This is a genomic window from Burkholderia sp. AU32262 (assembly GCF_020419985.1).
GTDB lineage: Bacteria > Pseudomonadota > Gammaproteobacteria > Burkholderiales > Burkholderiaceae > Burkholderia > Burkholderia semiarida.
In genome coordinates this window covers 57,904-81,181 of the sequence record NZ_JAIZRS010000002.1, presented here as the reverse complement: position 1 = coordinate 81,181, position 23,278 = coordinate 57,904, and the positions used below count along the sequence as shown (strand labels likewise).

18 protein-coding genes, 1 tRNA gene and 1 pseudogene are annotated in these 23,278 nt (G+C 68.0%); 10 read left to right on the top strand and 10 right to left on the bottom strand.

What is annotated here, in order from left to right:
* Positions 1-18 precede the first annotated feature (18 nt).
* From LGN10_RS01980 to LGN10_RS01955, 6 genes are all read left to right on the top strand, one after another.
* Positions 19-1,227 carry a phosphotransferase enzyme family protein gene (locus LGN10_RS01980; protein ID WP_226221456.1) on the top strand — a complete coding sequence of 403 codons (1,209 nt, stop codon included), beginning with the start codon at positions 19-21 and terminating at the stop codon, positions 1,225-1,227.
* A gap of 242 nt (positions 1,228-1,469) precedes the next feature.
* The gene (locus tag LGN10_RS01975; protein ID WP_226221454.1) at positions 1,470-2,780 is read left to right on the top strand and encodes a TolC family protein; all 1,311 of its coding nucleotides are present in this window, start codon (positions 1,470-1,472) and stop codon (positions 2,778-2,780) included.
* A 26-nt stretch (positions 2,781-2,806) separates the two neighbouring features.
* On the top strand, positions 2,807-4,276 hold the full coding sequence (locus tag LGN10_RS01970; protein ID WP_181035480.1) for an efflux RND transporter periplasmic adaptor subunit: 1,470 nt from the start codon (positions 2,807-2,809) through the stop codon (positions 4,274-4,276).
* Between the two features lie 128 nt (positions 4,277-4,404).
* Positions 4,405-7,617: an efflux RND transporter permease subunit gene (locus tag LGN10_RS01965; protein WP_226221452.1), complete on the top strand. Its 3,213-nt coding sequence runs from the start codon at positions 4,405-4,407 to the stop codon at positions 7,615-7,617.
* Entirely contained in the window at positions 7,617-8,300 is a 684-nt protein-coding gene (gene irlR, locus LGN10_RS01960; protein WP_006490455.1) for a heavy metal response regulator transcription factor IrlR, read from the top strand. The genes LGN10_RS01965 and irlR overlap by 1 nt, the downstream gene beginning before the upstream one ends.
* The gene (locus LGN10_RS01955; protein ID WP_226221450.1) at positions 8,297-9,721 is read left to right on the top strand and encodes a heavy metal sensor histidine kinase; all 1,425 of its coding nucleotides are present in this window, start codon (positions 8,297-8,299) and stop codon (positions 9,719-9,721) included. The genes irlR and LGN10_RS01955 overlap by 4 nt, the downstream gene beginning before the upstream one ends.
* 79 nt (positions 9,722-9,800) lie before the next feature.
* On the opposite strand, the gene LGN10_RS01950 is transcribed toward LGN10_RS01955, so the two are convergent.
* Positions 9,801-10,088 (bottom strand): DUF4148 domain-containing protein, encoded by a 288-nt coding sequence (locus LGN10_RS01950; protein WP_060311576.1) that lies wholly within the window; start codon positions 10,086-10,088, stop codon positions 9,801-9,803.
* A 142-nt stretch (positions 10,089-10,230) separates the two neighbouring features.
* Here LGN10_RS01950 and LGN10_RS01945 point away from each other — a divergent pair, with 142 nt between their 5' ends.
* Together LGN10_RS01945 and LGN10_RS01940 are read left to right on the top strand one after the other, a co-directional pair.
* Positions 10,231-10,626 carry a hypothetical protein gene (locus LGN10_RS01945; RefSeq protein ID WP_226221448.1) on the top strand — a complete coding sequence of 132 codons (396 nt, stop codon included), beginning with the start codon at positions 10,231-10,233 and terminating at the stop codon, positions 10,624-10,626.
* Positions 10,627-10,846: 220 nt separating this feature from the next.
* Positions 10,847-11,350: a hypothetical protein gene (locus tag LGN10_RS01940; RefSeq protein WP_089465426.1), complete on the top strand. Its 504-nt coding sequence runs from the start codon at positions 10,847-10,849 to the stop codon at positions 11,348-11,350.
* Between the two features lie 22 nt (positions 11,351-11,372).
* On the opposite strand, the gene LGN10_RS01935 is transcribed toward LGN10_RS01940, so the two are convergent.
* Both LGN10_RS01935 and LGN10_RS01930 read right to left on the bottom strand, forming a co-directional pair.
* Positions 11,373-12,098 (bottom strand): ZIP family metal transporter, encoded by a 726-nt coding sequence (locus LGN10_RS01935; RefSeq protein ID WP_226221446.1) that lies wholly within the window; start codon positions 12,096-12,098, stop codon positions 11,373-11,375.
* A 161-nt stretch (positions 12,099-12,259) separates the two neighbouring features.
* A complete protein-coding gene (locus tag LGN10_RS01930; protein ID WP_059580261.1) occupies positions 12,260-13,555 on the bottom strand; it encodes an O-acetylhomoserine aminocarboxypropyltransferase/cysteine synthase family protein in 1,296 nt (431 codons plus the stop codon).
* A 174-nt stretch (positions 13,556-13,729) separates the two neighbouring features.
* Here LGN10_RS01930 and LGN10_RS01925 point away from each other — a divergent pair.
* Positions 13,730-14,086 (top strand): annotated as a pseudogene (locus tag LGN10_RS01925) (O-methyltransferase); the annotation flags it as partial.
* Between the two features lie 36 nt (positions 14,087-14,122).
* On the opposite strand, the gene LGN10_RS01920 reads toward LGN10_RS01925, so the two are convergent.
* From LGN10_RS01920 to LGN10_RS01895, 6 genes are all read right to left on the bottom strand, one after another.
* Positions 14,123-15,427 carry an XAC2610-related protein gene (locus LGN10_RS01920; protein ID WP_226221444.1) on the bottom strand — a complete coding sequence of 435 codons (1,305 nt, stop codon included), beginning with the start codon at positions 15,425-15,427 and terminating at the stop codon, positions 14,123-14,125.
* A gap of 62 nt (positions 15,428-15,489) precedes the next feature.
* Complete coding sequence (locus LGN10_RS01915; RefSeq protein WP_226221442.1) at positions 15,490-16,638, bottom strand: DUF1176 domain-containing protein; 1,149 nt, start codon at positions 16,636-16,638, stop codon at positions 15,490-15,492.
* 258 nt (positions 16,639-16,896) lie between these two features.
* Positions 16,897-17,709, bottom strand: a complete 813-nt coding sequence (locus LGN10_RS01910) for a nucleotidyltransferase domain-containing protein (protein WP_059580270.1) — start codon at positions 17,707-17,709, stop codon at positions 16,897-16,899.
* A gap of 52 nt (positions 17,710-17,761) precedes the next feature.
* Positions 17,762-18,985, bottom strand: a complete 1,224-nt coding sequence (locus tag LGN10_RS01905; RefSeq protein WP_099317865.1) for an RtcB family protein — start codon at positions 18,983-18,985, stop codon at positions 17,762-17,764.
* A gap of 62 nt (positions 18,986-19,047) precedes the next feature.
* Positions 19,048-20,187 carry a slipin family protein gene (locus tag LGN10_RS01900; protein WP_226221440.1) on the bottom strand — a complete coding sequence of 380 codons (1,140 nt, stop codon included), beginning with the start codon at positions 20,185-20,187 and terminating at the stop codon, positions 19,048-19,050.
* Between the two features lie 259 nt (positions 20,188-20,446).
* A tRNA-Phe gene (locus LGN10_RS01895) sits at positions 20,447-20,519 on the bottom strand.
* A gap of 338 nt (positions 20,520-20,857) precedes the next feature.
* On the opposite strand from LGN10_RS01895, the gene rtcR reads away from it, so the two are divergent.
* Positions 20,858-22,474: an RNA repair transcriptional activator RtcR gene (gene rtcR, locus LGN10_RS01890; RefSeq protein ID WP_226221438.1), complete on the top strand. Its 1,617-nt coding sequence runs from the start codon at positions 20,858-20,860 to the stop codon at positions 22,472-22,474.
* A 43-nt stretch (positions 22,475-22,517) separates the two neighbouring features.
* Here the strand turns inward: rtcR and LGN10_RS01885 are convergent, their stop codons facing one another.
* On the bottom strand, positions 22,518-23,270 hold the full coding sequence (locus tag LGN10_RS01885) for a class I SAM-dependent methyltransferase (RefSeq protein ID WP_226221436.1): 753 nt from the start codon (positions 23,268-23,270) through the stop codon (positions 22,518-22,520).
* Between the last annotated feature and the right edge of the window lie 8 nt (positions 23,271-23,278).

Below are 23,278 nucleotides of genomic sequence, written 5' to 3'. Positions count from 1 at the left end.
CACGGAGCTACGTCGTTCATGTCATTTCCCCTCGAACCGGATGCGCCGGCATCGCGTGACGCCGCGCAGGCGCGCGAGGTCGCGCCGCCGCAGTTCGGCGTCGACGGCGAACAGGCCGAACGCGACTGGCCGCTGATGACGCACGACGAAGTCGCGGCCGTGCTCGCGCGGATCGATGGCGCCGGCGCGCCCGCGCGCCTCACGTGGCACAGCCCGCGGCCGTTCTCGGCGGCCGTGCTGGTGCGCACGACCGACGAGCGCGCGCTGTTCGTCAAGCGTCATCATGCGAGCCTGCGCGACGTCGCGGGGCTCGAGGAAGAGCATCGCTTCATCGCGCATCTGCGCGCACACGGCGTGCCGGTGGCGGACGTGCTCGCCGGTCGCGACGGCGCAACCGCGTTCGCATCCGGCGACTGGACGTATGAAGTGCACGTGGTCGCGCCGGGTGTCGACGCGTATCGCGGCGTGATGTCGTGGAAGCCGTTCACGCATCCTTCGCATGCGTATGCGGCCGGCCGCGCGCTCGCCGAGCTGCATCGCGCGTCGGCCGGCTACGATGCGCCGGCGCGGCCGGTTCGCCCGCTGCTGTCGAGTTTTCGCGTGTTGTCATCGAGCGATCTTGTCGGTGCGCTCGAACGCTGGGTCACGGCGCAACCGTTGCTCGTCAGGGCGCTCGGCGCACGCGACTGGCGTGGCGACGTGGCCGACGCGATCGGCCCGTATCACGCGCGCCTCGTGCCGCTGCTGCCTGCGTTGCCGCCGCTGTGGACGCATGGCGACTGGCATGCGTCGAACCTGCTGTGGACCGACGCCGGGCCCGGCGCGCAGGTGCGGACCGTGCTCGACTTCGGCTTGTCGGATCGTACTTGCGCCGTGATGGACCTCGCGCTCGCGATCGAGCGCAACACGGTCGACTGGATGGCGCCGGCCGATGCACGGCGCATCGAATACGAGCAGATCGACGCATTGCTCGACGGCTACGAATCGCTCGAACCGCTGAGCGACGACGCATATGCGGCGCTGGTCGCGCTGCTGCCGATCGTACATACGGAGTTCGCGCTGTCGGAAGTCGCGTATTTCGGTTGTATCGTCAACGCGCCCGGTATCGTCGACGTGGCGTACGACGGTTATCTGATCGGGCACGCGAGGTGGTTCGGCGAACGCGACGGGCGGCAGTTGCTGGACTGGCTCGTGCAGCGGCGGCGGGGAAAGCAGCACGTCACCTGATTCGCGCGCGGGGCGTATGGCCCGCGCGTGTCGCATTTCCGAACGTCTGCATTCTTTCGTGCGGCCATCGTGCCGCGCGCTCACCGAATCTTCCTGATCGTCGAGAGGGGACGCCGTCCCCGCAGGGCACCGTACGTCTGCGTACGGTTGCGCCCAACATGACGGAAATATCATCTTCGCCTCATGTTCGCACTGCGGCCGGTCCGTAGCATCGGTCGCAAACCGTTACCGCAGAACCGAACATGTTCAAGCTCACCCTCGCCGTGGCCGCCGTCTTCGCGATGGCCGCGACGGCTCATGCGCAGCCATCGCTGTCGCCTGGGCCGGCCACGGCTCCGGCTGCTGCCGCCCCGATCGGCGCGCCGCCATCCGGCGCACGTCCTGCGTCGTCATTGACGCTTGCCGACGCGCTCGCCGTCGCCGCCCGCAACAACCCGGCGCTGCGCGGCGCGCGCGCGGATGTCGATGCATCGGCCGGCGCACTGATGCAGGCCGGCGCGCGGCCCAACCCCGAAGTGTCGTTCCTGCAGGAAGGTTTCAGCCGAGCGGAACGCACGTCGACCGCGCTGATCAACCAGACGATCGAACTCGGCGGCAAGCGTCGCGCGCGGCTCGACGTCGCGTCGTACGGCAGCGAATCGGCCAGCGCGTCGCTCGACGAGCAGGGCGCGGCTGTGCGCGCCGACGTGATCGCAGCCTTCTACGGGCTGCTCGCCGCGCAGCGTCAGCTTCAGGTGACCGAGGAATCGGCCGCGATCGCCGCGCGCTCCGCGGATCTGGCGGCCCGTCGCGCGCAGGCCGGCAAGGTGTCGCCGGTCGAGGCGACCAAGGCCCGGGTGGCGGCGGCCGGCGTGCAGATCGAAGTCGTGACCGTGCGCGGCCGTGTCGACGTTGCGCGCGAGAAGCTGAACGCGGTGATGGGCGAAGCGCGCAACGCCCCGCTTGCGGTGCTCGGCGACCTCGAAGCCGTACCGTCGGTCGAGCCGCTGTCCGCGCTGACCGCGCGGCTCGACGATGCACCGCTCGCGCGAATCGCGCGTGCCGAAATGCTGCGCTCGAACGCGGCCGTGTCGCTCGAACGCGCACGGCGCATTCCGGACGTGACGGTCAGCGCCGGCGTGAAGCGCGTGACCACCGGCGGTGTGCCGGACAACCAGGCGGTGGTCGGCGTGTCGATCCCGATTCCGCTGTTCAACACGAACCAGGGCGCGCTGCTCGAGGCGATGCACAAGGCCACGCGCGCGAACGCCGATCTCGACCGCGAACGCACACGTCTGCGGCTCGAACTGACGCAGGCATACGCGAATTTCGAGGCCGCCGATCAGGAAGCGCAGCGGTTGAAGTCCGACATCCTGCCAGCCGCGCGCGTCGCGCTCGACGCGATGTCGCGCGGCTACGAACTCGGCAAGTTCAGCTTCCTCGACGTGCTCGACGCGCAGCGCACGCTGTTCCAGGGGCAGTCGCAATACGTCCGTGCGCTCGCCGACGCGCATACGGCCCGTGCCGATATCGGCCGGCTCGTCGGCACGCCGCTCGCGGTCCGCGCGCAATGAGCGCCCCTCTTGACTGAAGGATCATCATGTCACGCAGCAGAATCTTCATCATTGCGGCAGCCGTGCTCGGCGGCGCAGGAATCGTGATCGGCGCGCTCGCCGTCGCGCGGGGCGGGAGCGGCGCATCGGCGCCGACGGCCGCCGAATCCGCCCAGGCGGCCGACGGCGCCGGCGCGCACGGCGGTGTCGTGCTCAAGCGCGGCAAGCTGTCCGTCGAGATCGTGATGACGGAAAAGCCCGGCGATGCGCGGCTCGTCGTCTATCCGTTCGTCGACGGCAAGCCCGCGACCCACGGCGTGACCGTGTCCGGCACGCTGGTGCGGTACGACCGCACGCACGAGCCGCTGCGGTTCGACGCGGCCGGCCAGAAGTTCGTGTCCGCGCAGTCGATCGCGAAGCCGCACGTATTCGATGCGACGATCGACGTGAAGGCCGGCAACGACGCCGCATCGTTCCCGTTCGCGCGCGCCGACGGCGCGGTCGTGCTGACCGACGCGCAACTGGCGACGTCGAAGATCGCGCTCGCGAAGGCCGGCCCCGCGCAGATCGCGACGCCGTTCCAGTTGCCGGGCGAGATCAAGTTCAACGAGGATCGCACCGCGCACGTGGTGCCGCGCGTGGCCGGCATCGTCGAACAGGTATCGGTGTCGCTCGGGCAGAACGTCGCGAAGGGGCAGGTGCTTGCCGTGATCGCGAGCACCGATCTGGCGGACCGCCGCAGCGAACTGCTGACGGCCGAGCGCCGGTTATCGGGTGCGCGCGCAACCTACGAGCGTGAACGCACGCTGTGGCAGGAGCGCATCTCGGCCGAACAGGATTATCAGCAGGCGCAGGTGCAGTTGCGCGAGGCCGAGATCGCCGTGCAGAACGCGCGACAGAAGCTCGCCGCGCTGAACGCGCCGGCGGGCGCGGGCGCGCTGAACCGGTATGAACTGCGTGCGCCGTTCGCCGGCACGATCGTCGAGAAGCATGCGACGCCCGGCGAGGCGATCGCCGCCGATGCGAGCATGTTCGTGATCTCCGACCTGTCGACCGTGTGGGCCGAGATGGCCGTGCCGGCGCAGCGGCTGAACGACGTGCGCGTGGGCCGCGATGCGACCGTCAGCGCGACCGCGTTCGAATCGCGTTCGAGCGGCCCGATCGCGTATGTGGGTGCGCTGCTCGGCGAGCAGACGCGCACCGCGCCGGCGCGCGTCGTGCTGCCGAACCCCGACGGCGTGTGGCGCCCGGGGATGTTCGTGAACGTGTCGGTCGACGCGGGCCGCCAGGGCGTGCCGCTCGCGGTCGCGAGCGACGCGCTGCAGGACGTCGACGGCGCGCCGTCGGTGTTCGTGCGTTCGCCGAAGGGTTTCGTCGCACAGGCCGTCGAAACGGGGCGGCGCGACGAACGCGCGACCGAAGTGCTGAAGGGGCTCGAGCCGGGCCAGGAATACGCGGCGACGAACAGCTTCGTGTTGAAGGCCGAACTCGGCAAGGGGAGCGCGGAACATGAATGAGCAGCAATACGCGTGCGCCGTGGCGCGACTGGCGGCCCGATATGCGGCGCGCTTTCCGATCCGCCGCCTGACCGGCCGCGCAGCGCGTCCGGCGCGTGCGACCGTACCCCGTTTCAAGGAATCCCGACATGTTTGAGCGCCTGATCCGCTTTGCGATCGCGCACCGCTGGCTCGTGATGCTGGCGATCGCGGCCGTGGCCGCGCTGGGCGTGTTCAGCTACCAGCGGCTGCCGATCGACGCGGTGCCCGACATCACGAACGTGCAGGTGCAGATCAACACGTCCGCGCCCGGCTACTCGCCGCTCGAGGCCGAGCAGCGCATCACCTATCCGGTCGAGACCGCGATGGCCGGGCTGCCCGGGCTCGAACAGACGCGTTCGATCTCGCGCTACGGGCTGTCGCAGGTCACCGTGATCTTCAAGGACGGCACCGAAATCTACTTCGCGCGGCAGCTCGTCAACGAGCGCATCCAGGAAGCGAAGGACAAGCTGCCGGCCGGCGTCGCGCCCGCGATGGGCCCGACGTCGACGGGCCTCGGCGAGATCTACCTGTGGACCGTCGAAGCCGACGCCAACGCGCGCAAGCCCGACGGCACGCGCTACACGGCGGCCGACCTGCGCGAGCTGCAGGACTGGGTCGTGCGGCCGCAACTGCGCAACGTGCGCGGCGTGACCGAGGTCAACTCGATCGGCGGCTACGTGAAGGAGTATCGCGTCGCGCCGAATCCAGCGAAGCTGATGTCGTACGGGCTGACGCTCGCCGACGTCGTGCGGGCGCTCGAGCGCAACAACGACAACGTCGGCGCCGGCTACATCGAAAAGCGCGGCGAGCAGTATCTCGTGCGCGTGCCGGGCCAGGCGCGCACCGTCGACGACATCGCGAACATCGTGCTGACCAACGTCGGCGGCGTGCCGGTGCGGATGAAGGACGTCGGCGTCGTCGACGTCGGCCGCGAACTGCGCACGGGCGCCGCGACGTCGAACGGCGAGGAAGTCGTGCTCGGCACGGTGTTCATGTTGATGGGCGAGAACAGCCGGACGGTGTCGAAGGCCGTCGCCGCGAAGATGGAGGACGTGAACCGCACGCTGCCGGCCGGCGTGAAGGCGATTCCGGTGTACGACCGCACGGTGCTCGTCGAGAAGGCCGTCGCGACCGTGAAGAAGAACCTGCTCGAGGGCGCGGTGCTCGTGATCGCCGTGCTGTTCCTGTTCCTCGGCAACATCCGCGCGGCGCTGATCACCGCGCTCGTGATTCCGCTGTCGATGCTGATGACCTTCACGGGGATGGTCAACGCGAAGGTGAGCGCGAACCTGATGAGCCTCGGCGCGCTCGACTTCGGGATCATCGTCGACGGCGCGGTGGTGATCGTCGAGAACTGCGTGCGGCGGCTCGCGCATGCGCAGGCGGCGGCCAGGCGGCCGCTCACGCGCGACGAGCGTTTCGCCGAAGTGTTCGGCGCATCGCAGGAGGCGCGCCGCGCGCTGATCTTCGGGCAACTGATCATCATGGTCGTGTACCTGCCGATCTTTGCGCTGACCGGCGTCGAGGGCAAGATGTTCCACCCGATGGCGATCACGGTCGTGATGGCGCTCGCTGCCGCGATGGTGCTCACCGTCACGTTCATTCCGGCGGCCGTCGCGCTATTCATCGGCGAGCGGGTCGAGGAGAAGGAGAACCGGCTGATGCGCTGGGCGCGGCGTGCGTACGAACCGGTGCTCGCCGGTTTCATGACGCGCCCGGCACGCGTGATGATCGGGGCGGGCGCGATCGTGCTCGCCACACTCGGACTCGCCACGCGGCTCGGCAGCGAGTTCATCCCGAGCCTGAACGAAGGCGACCTGGCCGTTGCCGCATTGCGAATTCCCGGCACGAGCCTGTCGCAGTCGGTCGAGATGCAGAAGTCGATCGAGAAGACGCTGAAGGCGCGCTTCCCCGAGATCGAGCGCGTGTTCGCGCGCACCGGCACGGCCGAGATCGCGGCCGACCCGATGCCGCCGAACCTGTCGGACGGCTACATCATGCTGAAGCCGGCCGACACGTGGCCCGATCCGAAGAAGCCGCGCGAGCGGCTCGTGAGCGAGATCGAGGAAGCGCTCGCCGAGCTGCCGGGTAACGCCTACGAGTTCTCGCAGCCGATCCAGCTGCGCTTCAACGAACTGATCTCGGGCGTGCGCAGCGACGTCGCCGTGAAGATCTTCGGCGACGACATGGCCGTGCTGAACCAGACCGGCGAACTGATCGCGGCCGCGTTGCAGAAGGTGCCGGGTGCATCGGAGGTGAAGGTCGAGCAGACCACGGGCCTGCCGGTGCTGACCGTCAACCTCGACCGCGACAAGCTCGCGCGCTACGGCGTGAGCGTCGCCGACCTGCAGGATTCGGTGGCCGCGGCCGTCGGCGGGCAGAAGGCCGGTACGCTGTTCCAGGGCGATCGCCGCTTCGACATCGTCGTGCGGTTGCCCGACGAGCTGCGCACCGACATCGAGGCGATCAAGCGGCTGCCGATCGCGCTGCCCGCGCCGACGGCCGGCGCCAGCGCACCGCTCGCGGCGGCGCCGTACGTGCCGCTCGCGGAGCTCGCGACGATCGACGTGGCGCCCGGCCCGAACCAGATCAGCCGCGAGGACGGCAAGCGGCGGGTGGTCGTCAGCGCGAACGTGCGCGGGCGCGACGTCGGCTCGTTCGTCGCCGATGCGCGCGAGCAGTTGCAGCAGGACGTGCGCGTGCCGGCCGGCTACTGGGTGTCGTGGGGCGGGCAGTTCGAGCAGTTGCAAAGCGCGAGCGAGCGCCTGAAGCTCGTCGTGCCGCTCGCGCTGTTCATGGTGTTCGTGCTGCTGTTCGTGATGTTCAACAACGTGAAGGACGGCTTGCTCGTATTCACCGGCATTCCGTTCGCGCTGAGCGGCGGCGTCGTGTCGCTGTGGCTGCGCGGGATTCCGCTGTCGATCACGGCGGCGGTCGGCTTCATCGCGTTGTCCGGCGTGGCCGTGCTCAACGGTCTCGTGATGATCTCGTTCATCCGCAACCTGCGCGACGAAGGGGTGCCGCTCGACGCCGCGGTGCGCGACGGCGCGCTCACGCGGCTGCGGCCCGTGCTGATGACCGCGCTGGTCGCGTCGCTCGGCTTCCTGCCGATGGCGTTCGCGACCGGCACCGGCGCCGAGGTGCAGCGCCCGCTCGCGACGGTCGTGATCGGCGGTATCCTGTCGTCCACCGCGCTGACGCTGCTGGTGCTGCCGGTGCTGTACCGTGTCAGCCACGCGGTGTCGTGGCGCGCGGCGTTGCGCGGCGGGTTCGGCGCGGGCATGATGCGCCGGCTGCGTTTCTTCAAGGGTAATGCGTGATGCGAATTCTGATTGTCGAGGATGAACCGAAGACGGGCGCGTATCTGCGCAAGGGGTTGACCGAGGCCGGCTACGTCGTCGACTGGGTCGAGGACGGCATCACGGGCCAGCATCAGGCCGAAACGGAGGAGTACGACCTGCTCGTGCTCGACGTGATGCTGCCCGGGCAGGACGGCTGGACATTGCTGCAGAACCTGCGGCGCAGCAAGTCGACGCCCGTGCTGTTCCTCACCGCGCGCGACGACGTCGGCGATCGCGTGAAGGGGCTCGAGCTCGGCGCGGACGACTATCTCGCGAAGCCGTTCGACTTCGTCGAGCTGACCGCGCGCATCAAGTCGATCCTGCGGCGCGGCCAGCCGCGCGATTCGAACACGCTGCGCGTGGCCGATCTCGAACTCGACCTGACGCGCCGCAAGGCCACGCGGCAGGGCGACACGATCCTGCTGACCGCAAAGGAGTTCGCGCTGCTGTGGCTGCTGATGCGCCGCGAAGGCGAGATCCTGCCGCGCGCGACGATCGCGTCGCAGGTGTGGGACATGAACTTCAACAGCGACACGAACGTCGTCGATTCGGCGATCCGCCGGCTGCGCTCGAAGATCGACGACGCGTACGAACCGAAGCTGATCCACACGGTGCGCGGGATGGGCTACGTGCTCGAAGCGCGCGGCGGCGCGGCCGCATGATCGCGCGCCTGCTGCCGCGGACGCTGCGCGGCCGGCTGACCGCGCTGATCATCCTGTCGACGTCGGTCATCCTCGCGTCGAGCGGCGTCGCACTGTACGAAGCGCTGAGCAACCGCGTCGAAACGACGGCAGCCGAGCAGATGGCCGGCATTTCGGCCGCATTGGGGGCGCACCTGGCCGAGGCGCGCACGACGGCCGACGTCGCGCGCGACACCGACATCTGGATCGACCAGTTGCACGGTCACCCGAACATGGACCTCGCGATCTTCGATGCCGGCGGCGCGCGCGTCGTCGGCACGCCCGGCTTTCGCCCGTACGCGCCGCTGCTGTCGATGAACACCGGGCGCGTGCCGGTCGGCGTCGCGCCGCCGGGCGCACGGCACCAGTACCTGCTGACGGCCGTCCCGCTCGCCGGCGCGGGTGCGCCCGTGGTGCGCGTCGCCGTGCAGTACGATCGCAGCGCCGACGTGCTGCTGTTGCGCACGCATGCTTATACGATCGTCGTGATCGAGGTGTTCGGCGTGGTGCTCGCGGCCGCGATCGCGTACGGCATCGCGGCGCTCGGGCTGAGCCCGCTGCGGCGGTTCGCGGCGCGTGCCGAGCAAATGTCGACGAGCCGGCTCGCGCATCCGCTGCCGGAACTCGATACGTCGGGCGAGCTGAAGGAGCTCGAACATGCGTTCAACGGGATGCTCGAACGGCTGAACGAATCGTTCACGCGGCTGAGCCAGTTCTCGTCGAATCTCGCGCACGACATGCGCACGCCGCTCACGAACCTGCAGGCGGCCGCGCAGGTCGTGCTGTCGCAACCGCGCGGCGCGGACGAATACCGGAGCGTGATCGAGTCGAGCATCGACGAATACCAGCGATTGTCGCGGATGATCGAGGACATGCTGTTTCTCGCGCGTTCGGAACAGGCCGGCACGTCGATCAGTGTGCGGCGGCTGAATGCGGCGGAGGAGGCGGAGCGGGTGGCCGGATACTACGAGCCGCTGGCGGAAGATGAAGGCGTGACCGTGAAGGTCGACGGCCACGCGTGGGTCGATGCGGATCTGACGCTGTACCAGCGTGCGTTGAGCAATCTGCTGTCGAATGCGCTGACGTACGCGCCGCGCGGCAGCGTCGTGACGATCGATTGCGTCGAGCAGGGCCGCGCGACGACGATCGCCGTGTCGGATACGGGGCCCGGCATCGCCGCGGAGCATGTCGGGCGGATTTTCGAGCGCTTCTATCGCGTCGATCCGTCGCGGCACAATTCGGCGTCGGGCACGGGGCTGGGCCTCGCGATCGTCCGGTCGATCATGGACAACCACGGCGGCGAATGCGGCGTCGACAGCGAGCCGGGCCGCCGCACGACCTTCTGGCTGCGCTTTCCGCGAAGGCCGGCCGAACCGGAACGGCCGGCCGCCACTCGCACCTGACGGCGCGGGCGGCCACGCCCGCGCGTTCGCGGTGAGGCTGCCGCGCGCTGCGTGCTGCCGGCGCCCGTGCGGCCGCGCATCATTGCTTCGCGGCCAGGCTGTCGTGGTTGTCGGTCTGCGGCTTCTTCTCGCCGCCATGCACCGAGATCTCGTGAAGCTCCTTGTTCCGCGCGATGAGTTCGCCGGTCGGCGGGTACTGCGTCTTGCTGATCGGCACGATGCCGTCGTGCTGCGCCTGCTTCAGCTCGTTGACCACTTGCGTGCGTGACTTGCCCTGCGTTTGCGTCTGGGCGAATGCGGCCTGCGTGGCCATGCCGAGCGACAGCGTGGCGACGACGAACCATGCTGCGAGGTTTGCGCTTTTCATTGAATGCTCTCCTTGATCAGGGCCGCCGGGGTGGCGAACCATGGACCCAGTATGCGAAAGCAGCCATGCGTGATCGTGATCGCGAGATGAAAAATGCGTCAGATTGCGGGGCGCGAGCGGGCCCCGTGTGGACACACGCGACATGACGCAACCGTCATGTTCGCGTCATGGGTGCGATGAGCGAGAAGCGGAACATGAAGTCTGCCGTTGGCCGAGCGTGCCGGCGGCGTGCATGCCGGTCGCGATAGCGGCATCGATCGCGGGCGGCGCCGTTCAGCCCTTCATTCCGGACCGAAAATTGCATCATCCCGTCATTCGCCTCGCCTTGACCGCAGCCTTGATCGTCCCGTTGTTCGCGGGCTGTGCGCCGACACGTTCCGACACTGCGACCACTGCCGCCGCAGTCGGCCGCAAACCCGTGCCGTCCGGCCTGATGCCCGGCGAGCAGGTCGACTATGCCGGGCATCGCTGCGGCAATCCGAACCTGTATGTGAAAACGCATCCGTGCGTGTACCCGCAGCGCAATTCGGTGCGGTGAGTGTCGGACACGCGTAAAAAAACGGCCCGGCACTCGACGAGCCCGGGCCTAATGCGTGATCGTGCCGTGCGGCCGCGACCCGCTGCGTGGGTGGGAACGGGCTGGCCCGTGACGCGTTCGATGGTAGCGACGCGGCGCATCGCGAACCTGATCGCAACATGACATTTTTGTCAGCCGGCGCTGTGCCGGCCACCGCACTCCATACGAAGAGGAGCATACGATGCGTACTATCGCAAAAGGGATCGTGCTGGCGGCGTGTCTGATGTCGACGGCGGCAATGGCCGCAGGCTGGCCGGAACGTGCGCTGTCGCACGCATCGGCGCACGACGTTGGCAGTCGCGTGAACGAGCGGATGCGCTGCGAGTTGGCCGCCGTGCCGGCTGGCGCGTGGACCGCGACATTCGCGCGCGGGCAATGCGAAGTCGCCAGCGGCCGGCTGACGTTCGTGCCGGCCGATGCCGGCGACGCGCCGACCGTCACGGAGAAACGGATCGTGCTCGGCGACGTCCGTAGCGCGTCGCATCAGTCGCGCAAGCTCAAGGAACAGCTGCAACTGACGACGCGCGACGAAGTGATCGCGCTGAACGTGCTGACCGACGACGGCAGCCGCAAGTCGCGCGAACATGCGATCGACCTGTGGACCGCGCTGCGCAACGAGGGCGTCACGCCGGTCAACGGCACACGTATCGTCGATACCTATCCGACCGGCGCGACGACGTGGTAACCGTCGCGCCATCGCACGCGGCTTACCCGGCCTTCACCGATCCTTCGATCAGGAAGAACACGATGAACCCGATGAAGAACGAAGCCGTCGCGAACGGCGTTTCGGGCACCTCGTGCGCTTCGACCAGCAGTTCTTCGGTGACGAGGTACAGCAGCGCGACGGTACCCAGCCCCAGAAGGGCAGCATAGATATTCGCGGGCAGTCCGGCGAACGCCGCATTGCCGGCAACGGCCGCGACGCTCAGCAGCGCCGCGAGCACGACCGGTACGACGATCGACAGCATGCGGCCGATGCCGGCCGCGGCCAAGGCCGCGCTGACCGACAGCGCGAGGAACAGCACCTCGAGCGTCAGCGCGACGGTCAGGATGATCCCGCTTTCGTCGCTCGCGGAAAACGCGATGCCGAGCACGAGGCCGTCGACGACGAGGTCGATCGAGGTGACGATGATCAGGCTCGCCGGCAAGCGCGCTTCCTCGAAACGTGTCTCGATCGCGCCCGACAGCGCGCGGATCGCGAGCATCAGCGCGATGCCGAGCACGAAACCGACGACGACCGGAAACAGCGCATGCGCGCGGTCCTGCGGCAGCAGTTCGAGCGCGGCGGCCGCGAACACGATGCCGCCGGTGAAATGCTGAATCGAGCTCGACGTTTTCGGGCCGGGAGCGCGCCACGCGGCCGCGAGGGCGCCGAAACAGGCCGCCAGCACGGGCGGTAACGTGAGCAGCGCAAGCTTCGCGGTCGGTGTCATGGGGCCTCTTGGCGGTTGGCGTGTCGCAGCGCAGGGGGCGTTGCACGATCGTACGCGCCGGGCGTCGCCCCGGCATCAACCGGGGATTGAACACCTTGAAGCCGCTCCAGGGTCAAGCGGTTCGATGCGGGCGAACCGGCAAGCCGGCGCGCCCGTTTCGCTCAAAGCTGCGCGAGCGCCTGGTCGAGATCGGCGAGCAGGTCGTCGATATGCTCGATGCCGATCGACAGCCGCACCGTTTCCTCCTTCACGCCGGCCTTCGCGAGTTCGGCCGGCGACAACTGACGGTGCGTCGTCGATGCCGGATGCGTCGCGAGCGACTTCGTGTCGCCGATGTTGACGAGCCGCGTGAACAGCTTCAGCGCATCCTGGAACTTCGCGCCGCCGTCGCGGCCGCCCTTCACGCCGAACGTCAGGATGCCCGGCGCACGGCCCGACAGGTAGCGGGCGACGAGCGGATGGTCGGGGTGATCGGGCAGGCCCGCATAATTCACCCATTCGACGTGTTCGTGGCGCGCGAGATGCTGCGCGACCTTCAGCGCGTTGTCGCTGATGCGCTCGACCCGCAGCGCGAGCGTCTCGATTCCCTGCAGGATCTGGAACGCATTGAATGGCGAGATCGCCGCGCCCATGTTGCGCAGCGGCACCACGCGGGCGCGGCCGATATACGCGGCCGGCCCGAACGCTTCGGTATAGACGACGCCGTGATAGCTGACGTCCGGCTCGTTGAGCCGCTTGAAGCGGTCCGCGTGCTCGGCCCACGGGAACTTGCCCGAATCGACGATCGCGCCGCCGAGGCTCGTGCCGTGCCCGCCGAGATACTTCGTCAGCGAATGCACGACGATGTCCGCGCCGTGCTCGAACGGGCGCAGCAGGTACGGCGACGGCACCGTGTTGTCGACGATCAGCGGGATGCCGCGGCGATGCGCGACCTCGGCGAGCGCGGCGATGTCGGTGACGTTGCCGAGCGGGTTGCCGACCGATTCCGCGAAGATCGCCTTCGTGCGCGCGTCGATCAGCGGCTCGAACGACGCGGGGTCGCGTGGGTCGGCGAAGCGCGTGGTGATTCCGTATTGCGGCAGCGTGTGCGCGAACAGGTTGTAGGTGCCGCCGTACAGCGAACTCGCGGACACGATGTTGTCGCCCGCTTCGGCGATCGTCTGGATCGCGTACGTGACGGCGGATTGCCCCGACGCGAGCGCGAGCGCGCCGATACCGCCCTCGAGCGCGGCGATCCGCTGCTCGAGCACGTCCGTCGTCGGGTTCATGATCCGCGTGTAGATGTTGCCCTGGACCTTCAGGTCGAACAGGTCCGCGCCGTGCTGCGTGTCGTCGAATGCGTACGCAACGGTCTGGTAGATCGGGACGGCGACCGCGCGCGTGGTCGGGTCGGGACGATAACCGCCGTGTACTGCGATGGTTTCGAGGCGCCAGTTCGATACGGCCTGATCGGTCATGGGTGCTCCTTCTGTTGTTGTGATGGTCGAGCGATTATAGGAGCACGTGCGCGGCAACCCTTAGAACGAATGGTTTGTTGCTTATGGCGGGGCGGTGCATAAAATGCCTTCTTCCGCGCACAAGGGATACGTGATGAATCAGGACCATTGGAACCGGGTGGATCGCGAATGCGGGGGGGCGCGGAAGTCGTGTCGGTGGGGGTCGGCAGTGCGAAGGACAGCCTCTCGCGGCTCGTCGACGCGGGTGAAGCGCCATTCGATTTCATCTTCATCGATGCCGACAAGGACAACAACCCGGTTTATCTCGACGCGGCGCTGAAGCTGTCGCGGCCCGGCACGGTGATCGTCGTCGACAACGTCGTGCGCGGCGGGCGCGTGGCCGATCCGGACAATCGCGAGCCGGACGTGGTTGGGGTGCGCGACGGGTTCGCGCGTCTCGCGGCCGAGCCTAACCTCACGACCACGGCCGTGCAGACGGTCGGACAGAAGGGTTGGGACGGATTCTCGATTTCGATCGTCGGCGCCGCGTGACATGACGCCGGTACGCCCGTGCGGGCGTACCGCATGCTACCTCTCGTCGGGATTCGAGTCGCTGCACTGGTCGGGATCGTCGCGCAACAGAATGCGGCGGATGCGGCCGTTGTCGTAGAACGGCACGTCCGGGCAGAACTTCATGCCGGCGCGCGTTGACGTGCGTTTCCAAGCGACCTTTTCGGTACGCACGAGCGTCGGGGCGCTGCCCGCCGCGCCCGGTTTCCAGATGTCGATATACACGCGCGACATCTGCGGCGAATCGCCCACCTCGCAATCCTTCGGGGCACCGAGCGTCGAGCGCAGTCCGGCATCGGTCTGCTCGATGCGTTGCGGAAACTCGATGTAACCGTCGCCGTAGCCGGGTACGACGTAGCAATAGCGACGCGTATTCCCGTCGAGCACGGGCAGCAAGTAGCTGCTCGCCGAGTCGACCTCCTTCACGTCGTTGCCCTGCCAGCGGTACGTCGTCACGCCGTGCTCGCAGCAGCTCGCGCGCCAGTTCGTCCATATGATCCGGTGCACCGGATCGAAATCCGGCGACGTGATGTCTTGCAGTCCCTGCGGCGCATCGACGAAGCGCCGCGTCTTCGGGTTGAAGATCCACGTCTGGTACGGAATGTTCGGGCTCGCCCCCATCCCTTGCGCAAGCATCAGGTCGGGCCAGCCGTCGAAGTTCACGTCGGCGAATTCGGGCGTGGGCAGGCCGCAGGTGCCTTGCGAATCTGTCTGCAGTGTCTGCACGAGGCGGCCGCGGTCGTACAGGCGAATCGCGAAGACGTGCGGCGGGTCGTTGCACGAACTGCTGTCGTCCGGCAGCTTGTCGGCGACGAGGCGGATCTCGTAAGGGAACGGCCTGCCGTCCTGTTTCGGTGCGAGCGAGACGGGCAGCGTGCGCTTGCCGTCCGGCGATGCCCACGTGCCGGTCACGGCGTTGTCGAGGGATGCCGCGCGCCACGTACCCGTTACGCGATCGGCGTTGGCTTTCGCGCCGCTGTCGCGTTCCGAAAGCGTGACACCGTGCGCGTCGAGCGTTCCCTTCAACGCGAGCCGATAGCGTTTGTCGGACGTGCAGGGCGCGTAGCAGTACGAGCCCGATACCGTGTCGGCCACGCGCGACAGCGAGACTTCGACATGCCGGTTGCCGATCGTGCCGGTCCAGTTACGCGACCAGAACGGGATTTCGACTGAATCGCCGGTGCTTGCTGCGTTTGCTGGCGAGAAGGCGAACGCGGTGACTGCGGTGACGGTGACCAGCGCGAACGCACGCGCGCCACGCCAGCCGCGCGTGCGCCGCGTCGCGGTCGGGTTGCGCGACGCGTCGATGAACGGGAGATACATGGTACGGCCCCTCGGTTTGTTATCGGTTATGTCTGCCGGCGTGTTTCGGTGCGATGCGTGCGTCAGCGGTTTCCTGCCGCATCGGCCCGGCGATACAGGCGCGGCCACTGGTCCCGGAATAGGCCGTTGCACGTGCTGTGCGTCGCGAGGCCGTCGAGTACGAAGCGCCGACCGTCGAAAACCCACGACGCGGTCGAGCCGCAATCGCCCGCGCTGCGCAGCCGGACCGTGCTCGACAGCGTCGCGCTCGCGGGATCGTAGCCGGCGTCGGTTAGTTCGTTCGCGAACGACGCAGCATCGAGGCCAGCGCTCGCGTTCTCGCCGAAGTTCATCGCGGCCGGCGTGTAGGGTGCGGTGCGTCGCACGCGATACCACAGGTCGGTGTGGTTATACAGGCTACTTGTCTGGCACGGAATCGCGACGAGCGCCTCGTCGGACGAAATCGCGACGGCTCTCGACGCCTTCCTGCGATCGCTCGCCGACATTTCGTCTTCGACATCGGCCGCGCATTGCTTCACGTCGGCGCCGAATTTCGCGAGTACCGCGTCGACCAGCGGCCGCTGTTCGGCGGCCGACAGATTCGACACGGGCGGCGGGGCGGGCGTGACAGCGGGCGGCAACGCGGGCGCGGCCGGTACCGACGACGCAGGCTTGAGGCCCGGGCGCAGCAACGCCGTGACCGTGCCGACGCGGCCCTGCGTGTCGTCGATCAGCAGCAGCGCGGCATTCAGTCCCGACAACGGCGTGCGAGCGGCGGGCGCCGATGCCGGATCGCCGAAGCTCAGCAGTTGCGCATTGCGCGCCGCGGCGAGCCACGCAGCCACCGTTGCCGGATCGTTGGTCCGGATTCGGAACGGGTGCGCCTGGTCGTCGGCTTTGTCGCCGAACGCATGCCATTGCGCCGGCATCGCATCGAACGGCCGGCCATCGACGCGTGCGGTGCGCAAGTCGACCGGCGCCGATGCGTAGAGATCGAGCGACGGCTGCGCGTCCGGGCCGGCATCGCGCGTCACGCGCAGGATCAGGCCGGTGCGTGCATCGTCGATATCGTCGGCATGGCTTTCCGCGATACAGCGATTGCCGTTGTCGCAGACGACCGACCAGCTCTTGAATTCGCGCTCGACCGGTGGCCGCGCGAGCGGGCGAGCCTGGGCAACGATCGGGGAAACGGCGAGGAGGGCGGCGATGGCGAGCGAAAGGCGGTGCGACATGACGGTTCGTATCGACTGTGGATGGGCGCGCGGAAGACGTCGGGCTGCAAGCATATCGTCAGCAGGCGGGCAGGTCGAAGGCTGCGGCGCATGCGGGCGGCGCGCGTCACCGAACGGCATCGAGTATACCGCCGCAATGCGTTGCGATCGTGAAGACGACGCGTAGTGTGCGGGCACGACCGTTGCTCGCGTGCATGGGCCGGGCAGGTGCGGATGCAAATACGGCGCGATGCCCGCAGGCGTCGCGCCGTTCGCCTTTCATCGATCATCGACCACGTCGCGCAGGAACGCGTCGAGCATCGCCACGTCGCCCCACGGTCGCTTGTATTCGCGATCGTGTTCGGCATCGGCGAGCATCGTCTCGACGAGCGCGTGGATGGCCGGCCGGCGCGGCCCGTATTCGCTTTCGTTCGCGCTCATCTTCAGCGCGAGCAACGCGTCGAGTTCCGCGCGCACCGCCGGCTCGTGCACCGTGCCGTCGACGAGATCCACGAAGCGCATCGGCGGCATCCCGAGCCCGGAGTCGATCCAGCGTACCGCGAGCAGCGGCCGCAGCACGTACAGGTACTTCTTGTAACGCACCGTGTCGCCTTGCAGGTAGCCGCGAAAGTTCTTCTTGGCCATCGCGAGGTAGTGATGACGCCCGCGCACCGGCGAGAAGAACGCTGACGCCAGCGACCTGAGCCGCGGCGCCCAGCGCGCGTCTTCGCGATACACGACGGGCGAGTCGAGCCATTCGAGCAGCGTCGGGTTCGAGCGGCGCAGCAGTTGGAGCGCCTTGCGCAGTTCCCAACCGCTGACGTCGAGTTCGTCGTCGAGTGGCCGCTCGATCACGTCGCGCTGCGGTTCGACGCTCAGGTACCAGTCGCGCCGGTGTGCATACACGAAGCGCACGTCGTAGTCGCTGTCCGGCGATGCGAAGCCCCAGCCGCGGCTGCCCGATTCGCATGCGAACAGCACGGTCACGTCGTGGCGGCGCTCGACTTCCGCGAGTTCTGCCATCACGCGCGCCCGCACGGCCGGATCGACCGGGTGCGCGCTGCGCACGGGCGTCAATTGTTCCGTTTTCATTGTTGTTTCCCTTTTGTTGCGCGCGGCCGCCGGCCATTGGCCGCGCACCGCGCTATCCTTTCACGCACACCACCTGGCGCAGTGTATGCACGACTTCGACGAGGCTGCGCTGGGCCGCCATCACCGCGTCGATGTCCTTGTACGCCATCGGAATTTCATCGACGACGCCCGCGTCCTTCCGGCATTCGACGCCCTGCGTCGCCTTCGCCTGATCGTCGGCCGTGAAGCGGCGCTTCGCTTCGGTGCGGCTCATCGTCCGGCCCGCGCCGTGGCTGCACGAGCAGAAGCTTTCCGGATTGCCGAGCCCGCGCACGATGAAGCTCTTCGCGCCCATCGACCCCGGAATGATCCCGAGCTGCCCCTTCTGCGCGGACACCGCGCCCTTGCGCGTGACGAGCACCTCTTCGCCGAAGTGGCGTTCGCGCTGCACGTAGTTGTGGTGGCAGTTCACCGCGTGCTCGTCGACCGAAAACGGCTTCGCGATCACGCCGCGCGCCGCGCCGATCACCGCGTCCATCATCGCCTGCCGGTTGCGCCGCGCGTAGTCCTGCGCCCAGCCGACCGCCTCGACGTAATCGTCGAAGTGCCGGCTGCCCTCGGTGAAATACGCGAGATTGCGGTCCGGCAGGTTCGCGATGTGCTGCCGCATGTCGGCCTGCGCGAGTTCGATGAACAGGCTGCCGATCGCATTGCCGACGCCGCGCGAGCCGCTGTGCAGCATGAACCACACGCGGTCCGCTTCGTCGATGCACACTTCGATGAAGTGGTTGCCGGTGCCGAGCGTGCCGAGATGCGCGTAGTGGTTCGTCTTTTCCAGCTTCGGATACTTGTCGACGATCCGCTGGAAGCCCGGTTGCAGCGACTTCCATGCTTCGGTCACGGTGGCCGGCGCCCGATCACCCCATGCGCCCGGATCGCGGCGGCCCGGTGCGCGGCCGTGCGGCACCGCGCGTTCGATCGCGCCGCGCAGCCCACCAAGCGAATCCGGCAGGTCGGACGCCGTCAGCGTCGTGCGCGCGGCCATCATCCCGCAGCCGATGTCGACGCCGACCGCGGCCGGGATGATCGCGCCCTTCGTCGGAATCACGCTGCCGATCGTCGAGCCCTTGCCGAGGTGCACGTCCGGCATCACCGCGACGTGGCCGAAGATGAACGGCATCTGTGCCGTGTTGCGCAGTTGCGCGCGCGCTTCCTCCTCGACGGCGACGCCTTGCGTCCACATCTTCACCGGCTTGCCGTTCGCCAGTTCCATTACCTGATAATCCATGTCTGTCATTTGCTTCACCTGATTCATTTCGGGATCCGGCGCGAGTCACCTGCATCGCGCCGGATCCCGCATTACGTGCCCTTGATGCTGACGAGTCCGTTCAGCACCTGATCGAGGCCGCCGAACACCGAGATGCGGTCGATGCGTTCCGCGACGCGCTCGAGCGTTTCCAGCTCCTTGAGCCGCAGCGCGGTCGGGTTTTCTTCCATCACCTTCGCGGTGTTCAGCAGCGAACGCGTGGCCGCCGTTTCCTCGCGGCGGCGAATCACGTTCGCCTGCGCGGACTTCTCGGCCTCGACCACCTGCGCGAGGATCGTCTTCATGTCGCCCGGCAGCACGATATCCTTCACGCCGACGCTGCGCACGTCCAGGCCCGAACCGTCGAGACGGGCGCGTACTTGCGCGATCACGACGTCGTCGAGCGACTGCTTGTCCTCCAGCAGCTCGTCGAGCGAGCGCGTGCCGACCGCCGAGCGCAGCGCGAACTGCAACTCGCGATATAGGTGTTCGACCGGCTTCTGCAACTGGCCGAACGCATGCAGCACGTCCGCATAGCGCCACGTCGCCGACAGGTTCAGCCGCAGCGCGACCTTGTCGCGCGTGAGGATTTCCTGCCCGCCGACTTCGATCGCCTGCACGCGCAGGTCGACCAGCTCGACCGCGACGTCGCGGTTGAAGCGCCAGAACGCCGACGTGCCCGCGTCCAGCAACCGCTCGATCTTGCCGTCGATCTTCAGTACACCGACGTGGTACGCCGGCACCTGCGCCAGCAGCACGCCCGTCAGGCCGGCCACGCCGCGCGCGCGCAGCGACGGTTGCGCGATGCGCTTCACGAGCGCGTCGGGCAGCATGCTGTGCCGCGCGAGATCGACACGTTCCAGCCGATGCGCGGTCAGGCCGCGCCAGTACAGCCGGCGCGTGCCCGGCGCGAGGATCTCGACGAGCACGTCGTCTTCGTAGCGCAGGCCTGCTTCATCGTCGGCGAGATCCATCGCGACGAAATACTGCGCGAGCACGTCCTGTGCGTCGTGACGCAGATAGTCGGCCAACGCTTCGTCGGCGAGCGGCGCGTCTAGGCGCGCGGTCTGCACCGACAAACGCTTGAACGGATCGAAGGCCTTGAACACGCCCGGTTCCAGCACCTTCGCGAAATCGCCCTCATTCATCAGCAGCGCGCGCTCGTTCTTTTTCACTACATGTCGCATCCACATATTCTTGTCCTTTTCTTCAATGGCCGCCGGGTGACGCGCATCGTGCGGATCGCGGTGCGACGCAATCGGGCGGGCGGCGCGCTGGCCTGCGTCGAAGCACAGGGCGACGCGTGTGGCATTGCGTCGTCGTGCGCCTTCGTGCGCTGGCCGTGCGGCCGCCCGGCCGATCGCGCGGAACCGCAACCGGTCCGACGCGCGGCGGGCCTTGCGGCCCGCACCGGCGGGTACTGCTTTTCATACGAGACCGTCCTTGCGGACAGCGTTCGAGCGGGATTCGAACCCGCCACCGGCCGGCTTTCGCCGGCTGCTCCACCTGGCTGAGCTTCCGAACAATGGGCGCTCCGGGATTCGAACCCGGACGAAGCGTCCTGACGCGCGCCCGTTTGCCTTCGTCTGTCCATGGCGGCATGCGCTGCCGCGACGAACGAGGTTCGGCGGCGGCGCACCAGCAGGGCTTGTTGAACCTTGGCTCGTGGGCCAGCGGGACATCCGGCGTTCTTTATTTAGCGAGGAGCGTGCCAGCGGGCGTGCCGGGGCTTTGGGGATTTCTCAAGCGATTGAAAATAAAGGGAATTTATCTATTGTGCGTGGCTGGGGATCGACGTCGTGCCCAAAGGGTCATCACGATAATCCGATATAATCGGATCGCCTCTTATCCTGTGAGATAAATATGCGAAAGACTGTCGCCATCGGGTTTCTCGGCACGGTGCTCGACCAGGGTGGCCGCGCGCCGCGCCGTTACCGCAAATGGCGGCCGACGATTTCGTTGTGCGAGCAGCCGGAGTTGCCGATCGATCGGTTGGAACTGCTGCATTCGCCGGACTACACGCGTCTCGCCAACCAGGTGCGGGACGATCTCGCGCGCGTGTCGCCGCACACCGACGTGCGGCTCACGTCGGTCACGATCCGCGATCCGTGGGATTTCGAGGAGGTCTACGCGACGCTGCACGACTACGCACGCGCATATCCGTTCGACCTCGAACACGAGGATTACCTGATCCACATCACGACCGGTACGCACGTCGCGCAGATCTGCTGGTTCCTGCTGGCGGAAGCGCGCTACCTGCCCGCGCGCCTCGTGCAGACGGGGCCGCCGCAGCGGACCGACGAAGGGCCGAGCGGGCCGGGCACGATCTCCGTGATCGATCTCGACCTGTCCCGCTACAACCGGATCGCGCAGCGCTTCACGCGCGAGCGCGACGAAACGGTGTCGTTCCTGAAGGCCGGCATCGCGACGCGCAACGCGCGCTTCAATGCGCTGATCGAGCAACTCGAGCGCGTGGCCGTGCGTTCGCGCGCGCCGATGCTGCTGGTCGGGCCCACGGGGGCCGGCAAGTCGTTTCTCGCGAAGCGCGTGTACGAGCTGAAGCGCGGCCGGCATCGGCTCGCGGGGCCGTTCATCGAGATCAACTGCGCGACGCTGCGCGGCGACGCGGCGATGTCGACGCTGTTCGGTCACGTGAAGGGCGCGTTCACCGGCGCGCAGTCGGCGCGGGCGGGGCTGCTGCGCGCCGCGGACGGCGGCCTGCTGTTTCTCGACGAGATCGGCGAACTCGGGCTCGACGAGCAGGCGATGCTGCTGAAGGCGATCGAGGAGAAGCGCTTCCTGCCGGTGGGCGCGGACGTCGAGGCGACCAGCGATTTCGAGCTGATCGCGGGCACCCATCGCGACCTGCGGCAGATGGTGGCGGCCGGGACGTTCCGCGAGGATCTCTATGCACGGATCAACCTGTGGACCTACGAACTGCCGGGGCTCGCGGAGCGCCGCGAGGACATCGAGCCGAACCTCGAATTCGAGCTCGACCGTTTCGGCCGCGAGCAGGGCGAGCAGGTGCAGTTCAACGTGGAGGCGAAGCGGCGCTATCTCGCGTTCGCGACATCGCCGCGAGCGGCGTGGGCCGGCAATTTCCGCGAATTGTCGGCCTCGGTCACGCGGATGGCGACGCTGGCCGATGCCGGGCGGATTACCGAGGCGCTTGCCGAGCAGGAAGTCGAACGGCTGACGCGCACGTGGTCGTCGCCGGGCGGCGCGGGGGCGGCCGATGCATGCGTCGATGCGGTGTTCGGTGCGCGTGCGGCGGAACTCGACCTGTTCGACCGGGCGCAGCTCGAACGCGTGCTCGACGTGTGCCGGACGTCGGCGAGCCTGTCGGAAGCCGGGCGCACGCTGTTCGCGGTGTCGCGCCAGAGCAAGAAGCAGCCGAACGATGCCGACCGGCTGCGCAAGTATCTCGCGCGGTTCGGGCTCGATTGGGACGGTGTGCGGCGTGCGCTCGAGCGCGCGTGATGACGCGTGGCGAACGAGGCGCATGATGTCTGCGCCGCGCCCGTTACGCGCGGCAGATCGCGATGATTTCCGCGCTGGTCGCTGCGTCGAACGGTGCGTGGTCCCAGTCGCCGCACCAGTCGGCCGACGCGAAACCGGCCGCCGTCACGCGCCGTTGCAAGTCGGGATGCGCGATGAAACGCAGCCGGCTCGTATTCGTCAGCACCGTGTCGTCGCGGCGGAAGCGGTAGTGCGTGTCGAACGTCACGATCGCGTCGTCGATCGCACGCACCGCGTGATGGAGATCGACGATGCCGAATGCGTGCGATTCGACGCTGCGTGCCGACTGCGCGGGCGTCCATGCTCGCCACGGTTCGGTGCGCGGGTTGCGGGTCTCAAACAGGAAGCGGCCGCCGTCGGCGAGCACGCGTCGCACGCCGCGCAGCGTCGCATCGATGTCGTCGTCGGTCAGCAGGCACTGAAACGCGTGCCCGGTCATCACGACCGCATCGAATCGCGCACCGGGCGGCAGGCCGTCGAGCGCGCACGCGAACCAGCGGACGGCGCCGGCGCCCGGCTGGCGTCGCGCGTAATCGATCATCGCCGGCGCGGGATCGATCGCGACGACGTCATGCCCGGCCGATGCGAGCCGTCGCGCGAACGTGCCGGTGCCGCAGCCGAGATCGAGAATGCGTTGCCGCGCTGCGCCGATTGCCGCGGCATAGAACGCGAAGTCCCGATCGCCCGCGTTGAACAGGTCGTACACCGCGACGAGGCGCGGGTCGGTGTAGAGCAGATCCGCGTCGGCGCGCGTCATGCGGTCGC

What these genes read in the sequence shown, in the direction of transcription:
- LGN10_RS01980 (WP_226221456.1), top strand. Translation starts at nt 19, where the DNA reads ATGTCATTTCCCCTCGAACCGGATGCGCCGGCATCGCGTGACGCCGCG.
- LGN10_RS01975 (WP_226221454.1), top strand. Translation starts at nt 1,470, where the DNA reads ATGTTCAAGCTCACCCTCGCCGTGGCCGCCGTCTTCGCGATGGCCGCG.
- LGN10_RS01970 (WP_181035480.1), top strand. Translation starts at nt 2,807, where the DNA reads ATGTCACGCAGCAGAATCTTCATCATTGCGGCAGCCGTGCTCGGCGGC.
- LGN10_RS01965 (WP_226221452.1), top strand. Translation starts at nt 4,405, where the DNA reads ATGTTTGAGCGCCTGATCCGCTTTGCGATCGCGCACCGCTGGCTCGTG.
- irlR (WP_006490455.1), top strand. Translation starts at nt 7,617, where the DNA reads ATGCGAATTCTGATTGTCGAGGATGAACCGAAGACGGGCGCGTATCTG.
- LGN10_RS01955 (WP_226221450.1), top strand. Translation starts at nt 8,297, where the DNA reads ATGATCGCGCGCCTGCTGCCGCGGACGCTGCGCGGCCGGCTGACCGCG.
- LGN10_RS01950 (WP_060311576.1), bottom strand. Translation starts at nt 10,088, where the DNA reads ATGAAAAGCGCAAACCTCGCAGCATGGTTCGTCGTCGCCACGCTGTCG.
- LGN10_RS01945 (WP_226221448.1), top strand. Translation starts at nt 10,231, where the DNA reads ATGACGCAACCGTCATGTTCGCGTCATGGGTGCGATGAGCGAGAAGCG.
- LGN10_RS01940 (WP_089465426.1), top strand. Translation starts at nt 10,847, where the DNA reads ATGCGTACTATCGCAAAAGGGATCGTGCTGGCGGCGTGTCTGATGTCG.
- LGN10_RS01935 (WP_226221446.1), bottom strand. Translation starts at nt 12,098, where the DNA reads ATGACACCGACCGCGAAGCTTGCGCTGCTCACGTTACCGCCCGTGCTG.
- LGN10_RS01930 (WP_059580261.1), bottom strand. Translation starts at nt 13,555, where the DNA reads ATGACCGATCAGGCCGTATCGAACTGGCGCCTCGAAACCATCGCAGTA.
- LGN10_RS01920 (WP_226221444.1), bottom strand. Translation starts at nt 15,427, where the DNA reads ATGTATCTCCCGTTCATCGACGCGTCGCGCAACCCGACCGCGACGCGG.
- LGN10_RS01915 (WP_226221442.1), bottom strand. Translation starts at nt 16,638, where the DNA reads ATGTCGCACCGCCTTTCGCTCGCCATCGCCGCCCTCCTCGCCGTTTCC.
- LGN10_RS01910 (WP_059580270.1), bottom strand. Translation starts at nt 17,709, where the DNA reads ATGAAAACGGAACAATTGACGCCCGTGCGCAGCGCGCACCCGGTCGAT.
- LGN10_RS01905 (WP_099317865.1), bottom strand. Translation starts at nt 18,985, where the DNA reads ATGACAGACATGGATTATCAGGTAATGGAACTGGCGAACGGCAAGCCG.
- LGN10_RS01900 (WP_226221440.1), bottom strand. Translation starts at nt 20,187, where the DNA reads ATGTGGATGCGACATGTAGTGAAAAAGAACGAGCGCGCGCTGCTGATG.
- rtcR (WP_226221438.1), top strand. Translation starts at nt 20,858, where the DNA reads ATGCGAAAGACTGTCGCCATCGGGTTTCTCGGCACGGTGCTCGACCAG.
- LGN10_RS01885 (WP_226221436.1), bottom strand. Translation starts at nt 23,270, where the DNA reads ATGACGCGCGCCGACGCGGATCTGCTCTACACCGACCCGCGCCTCGTC.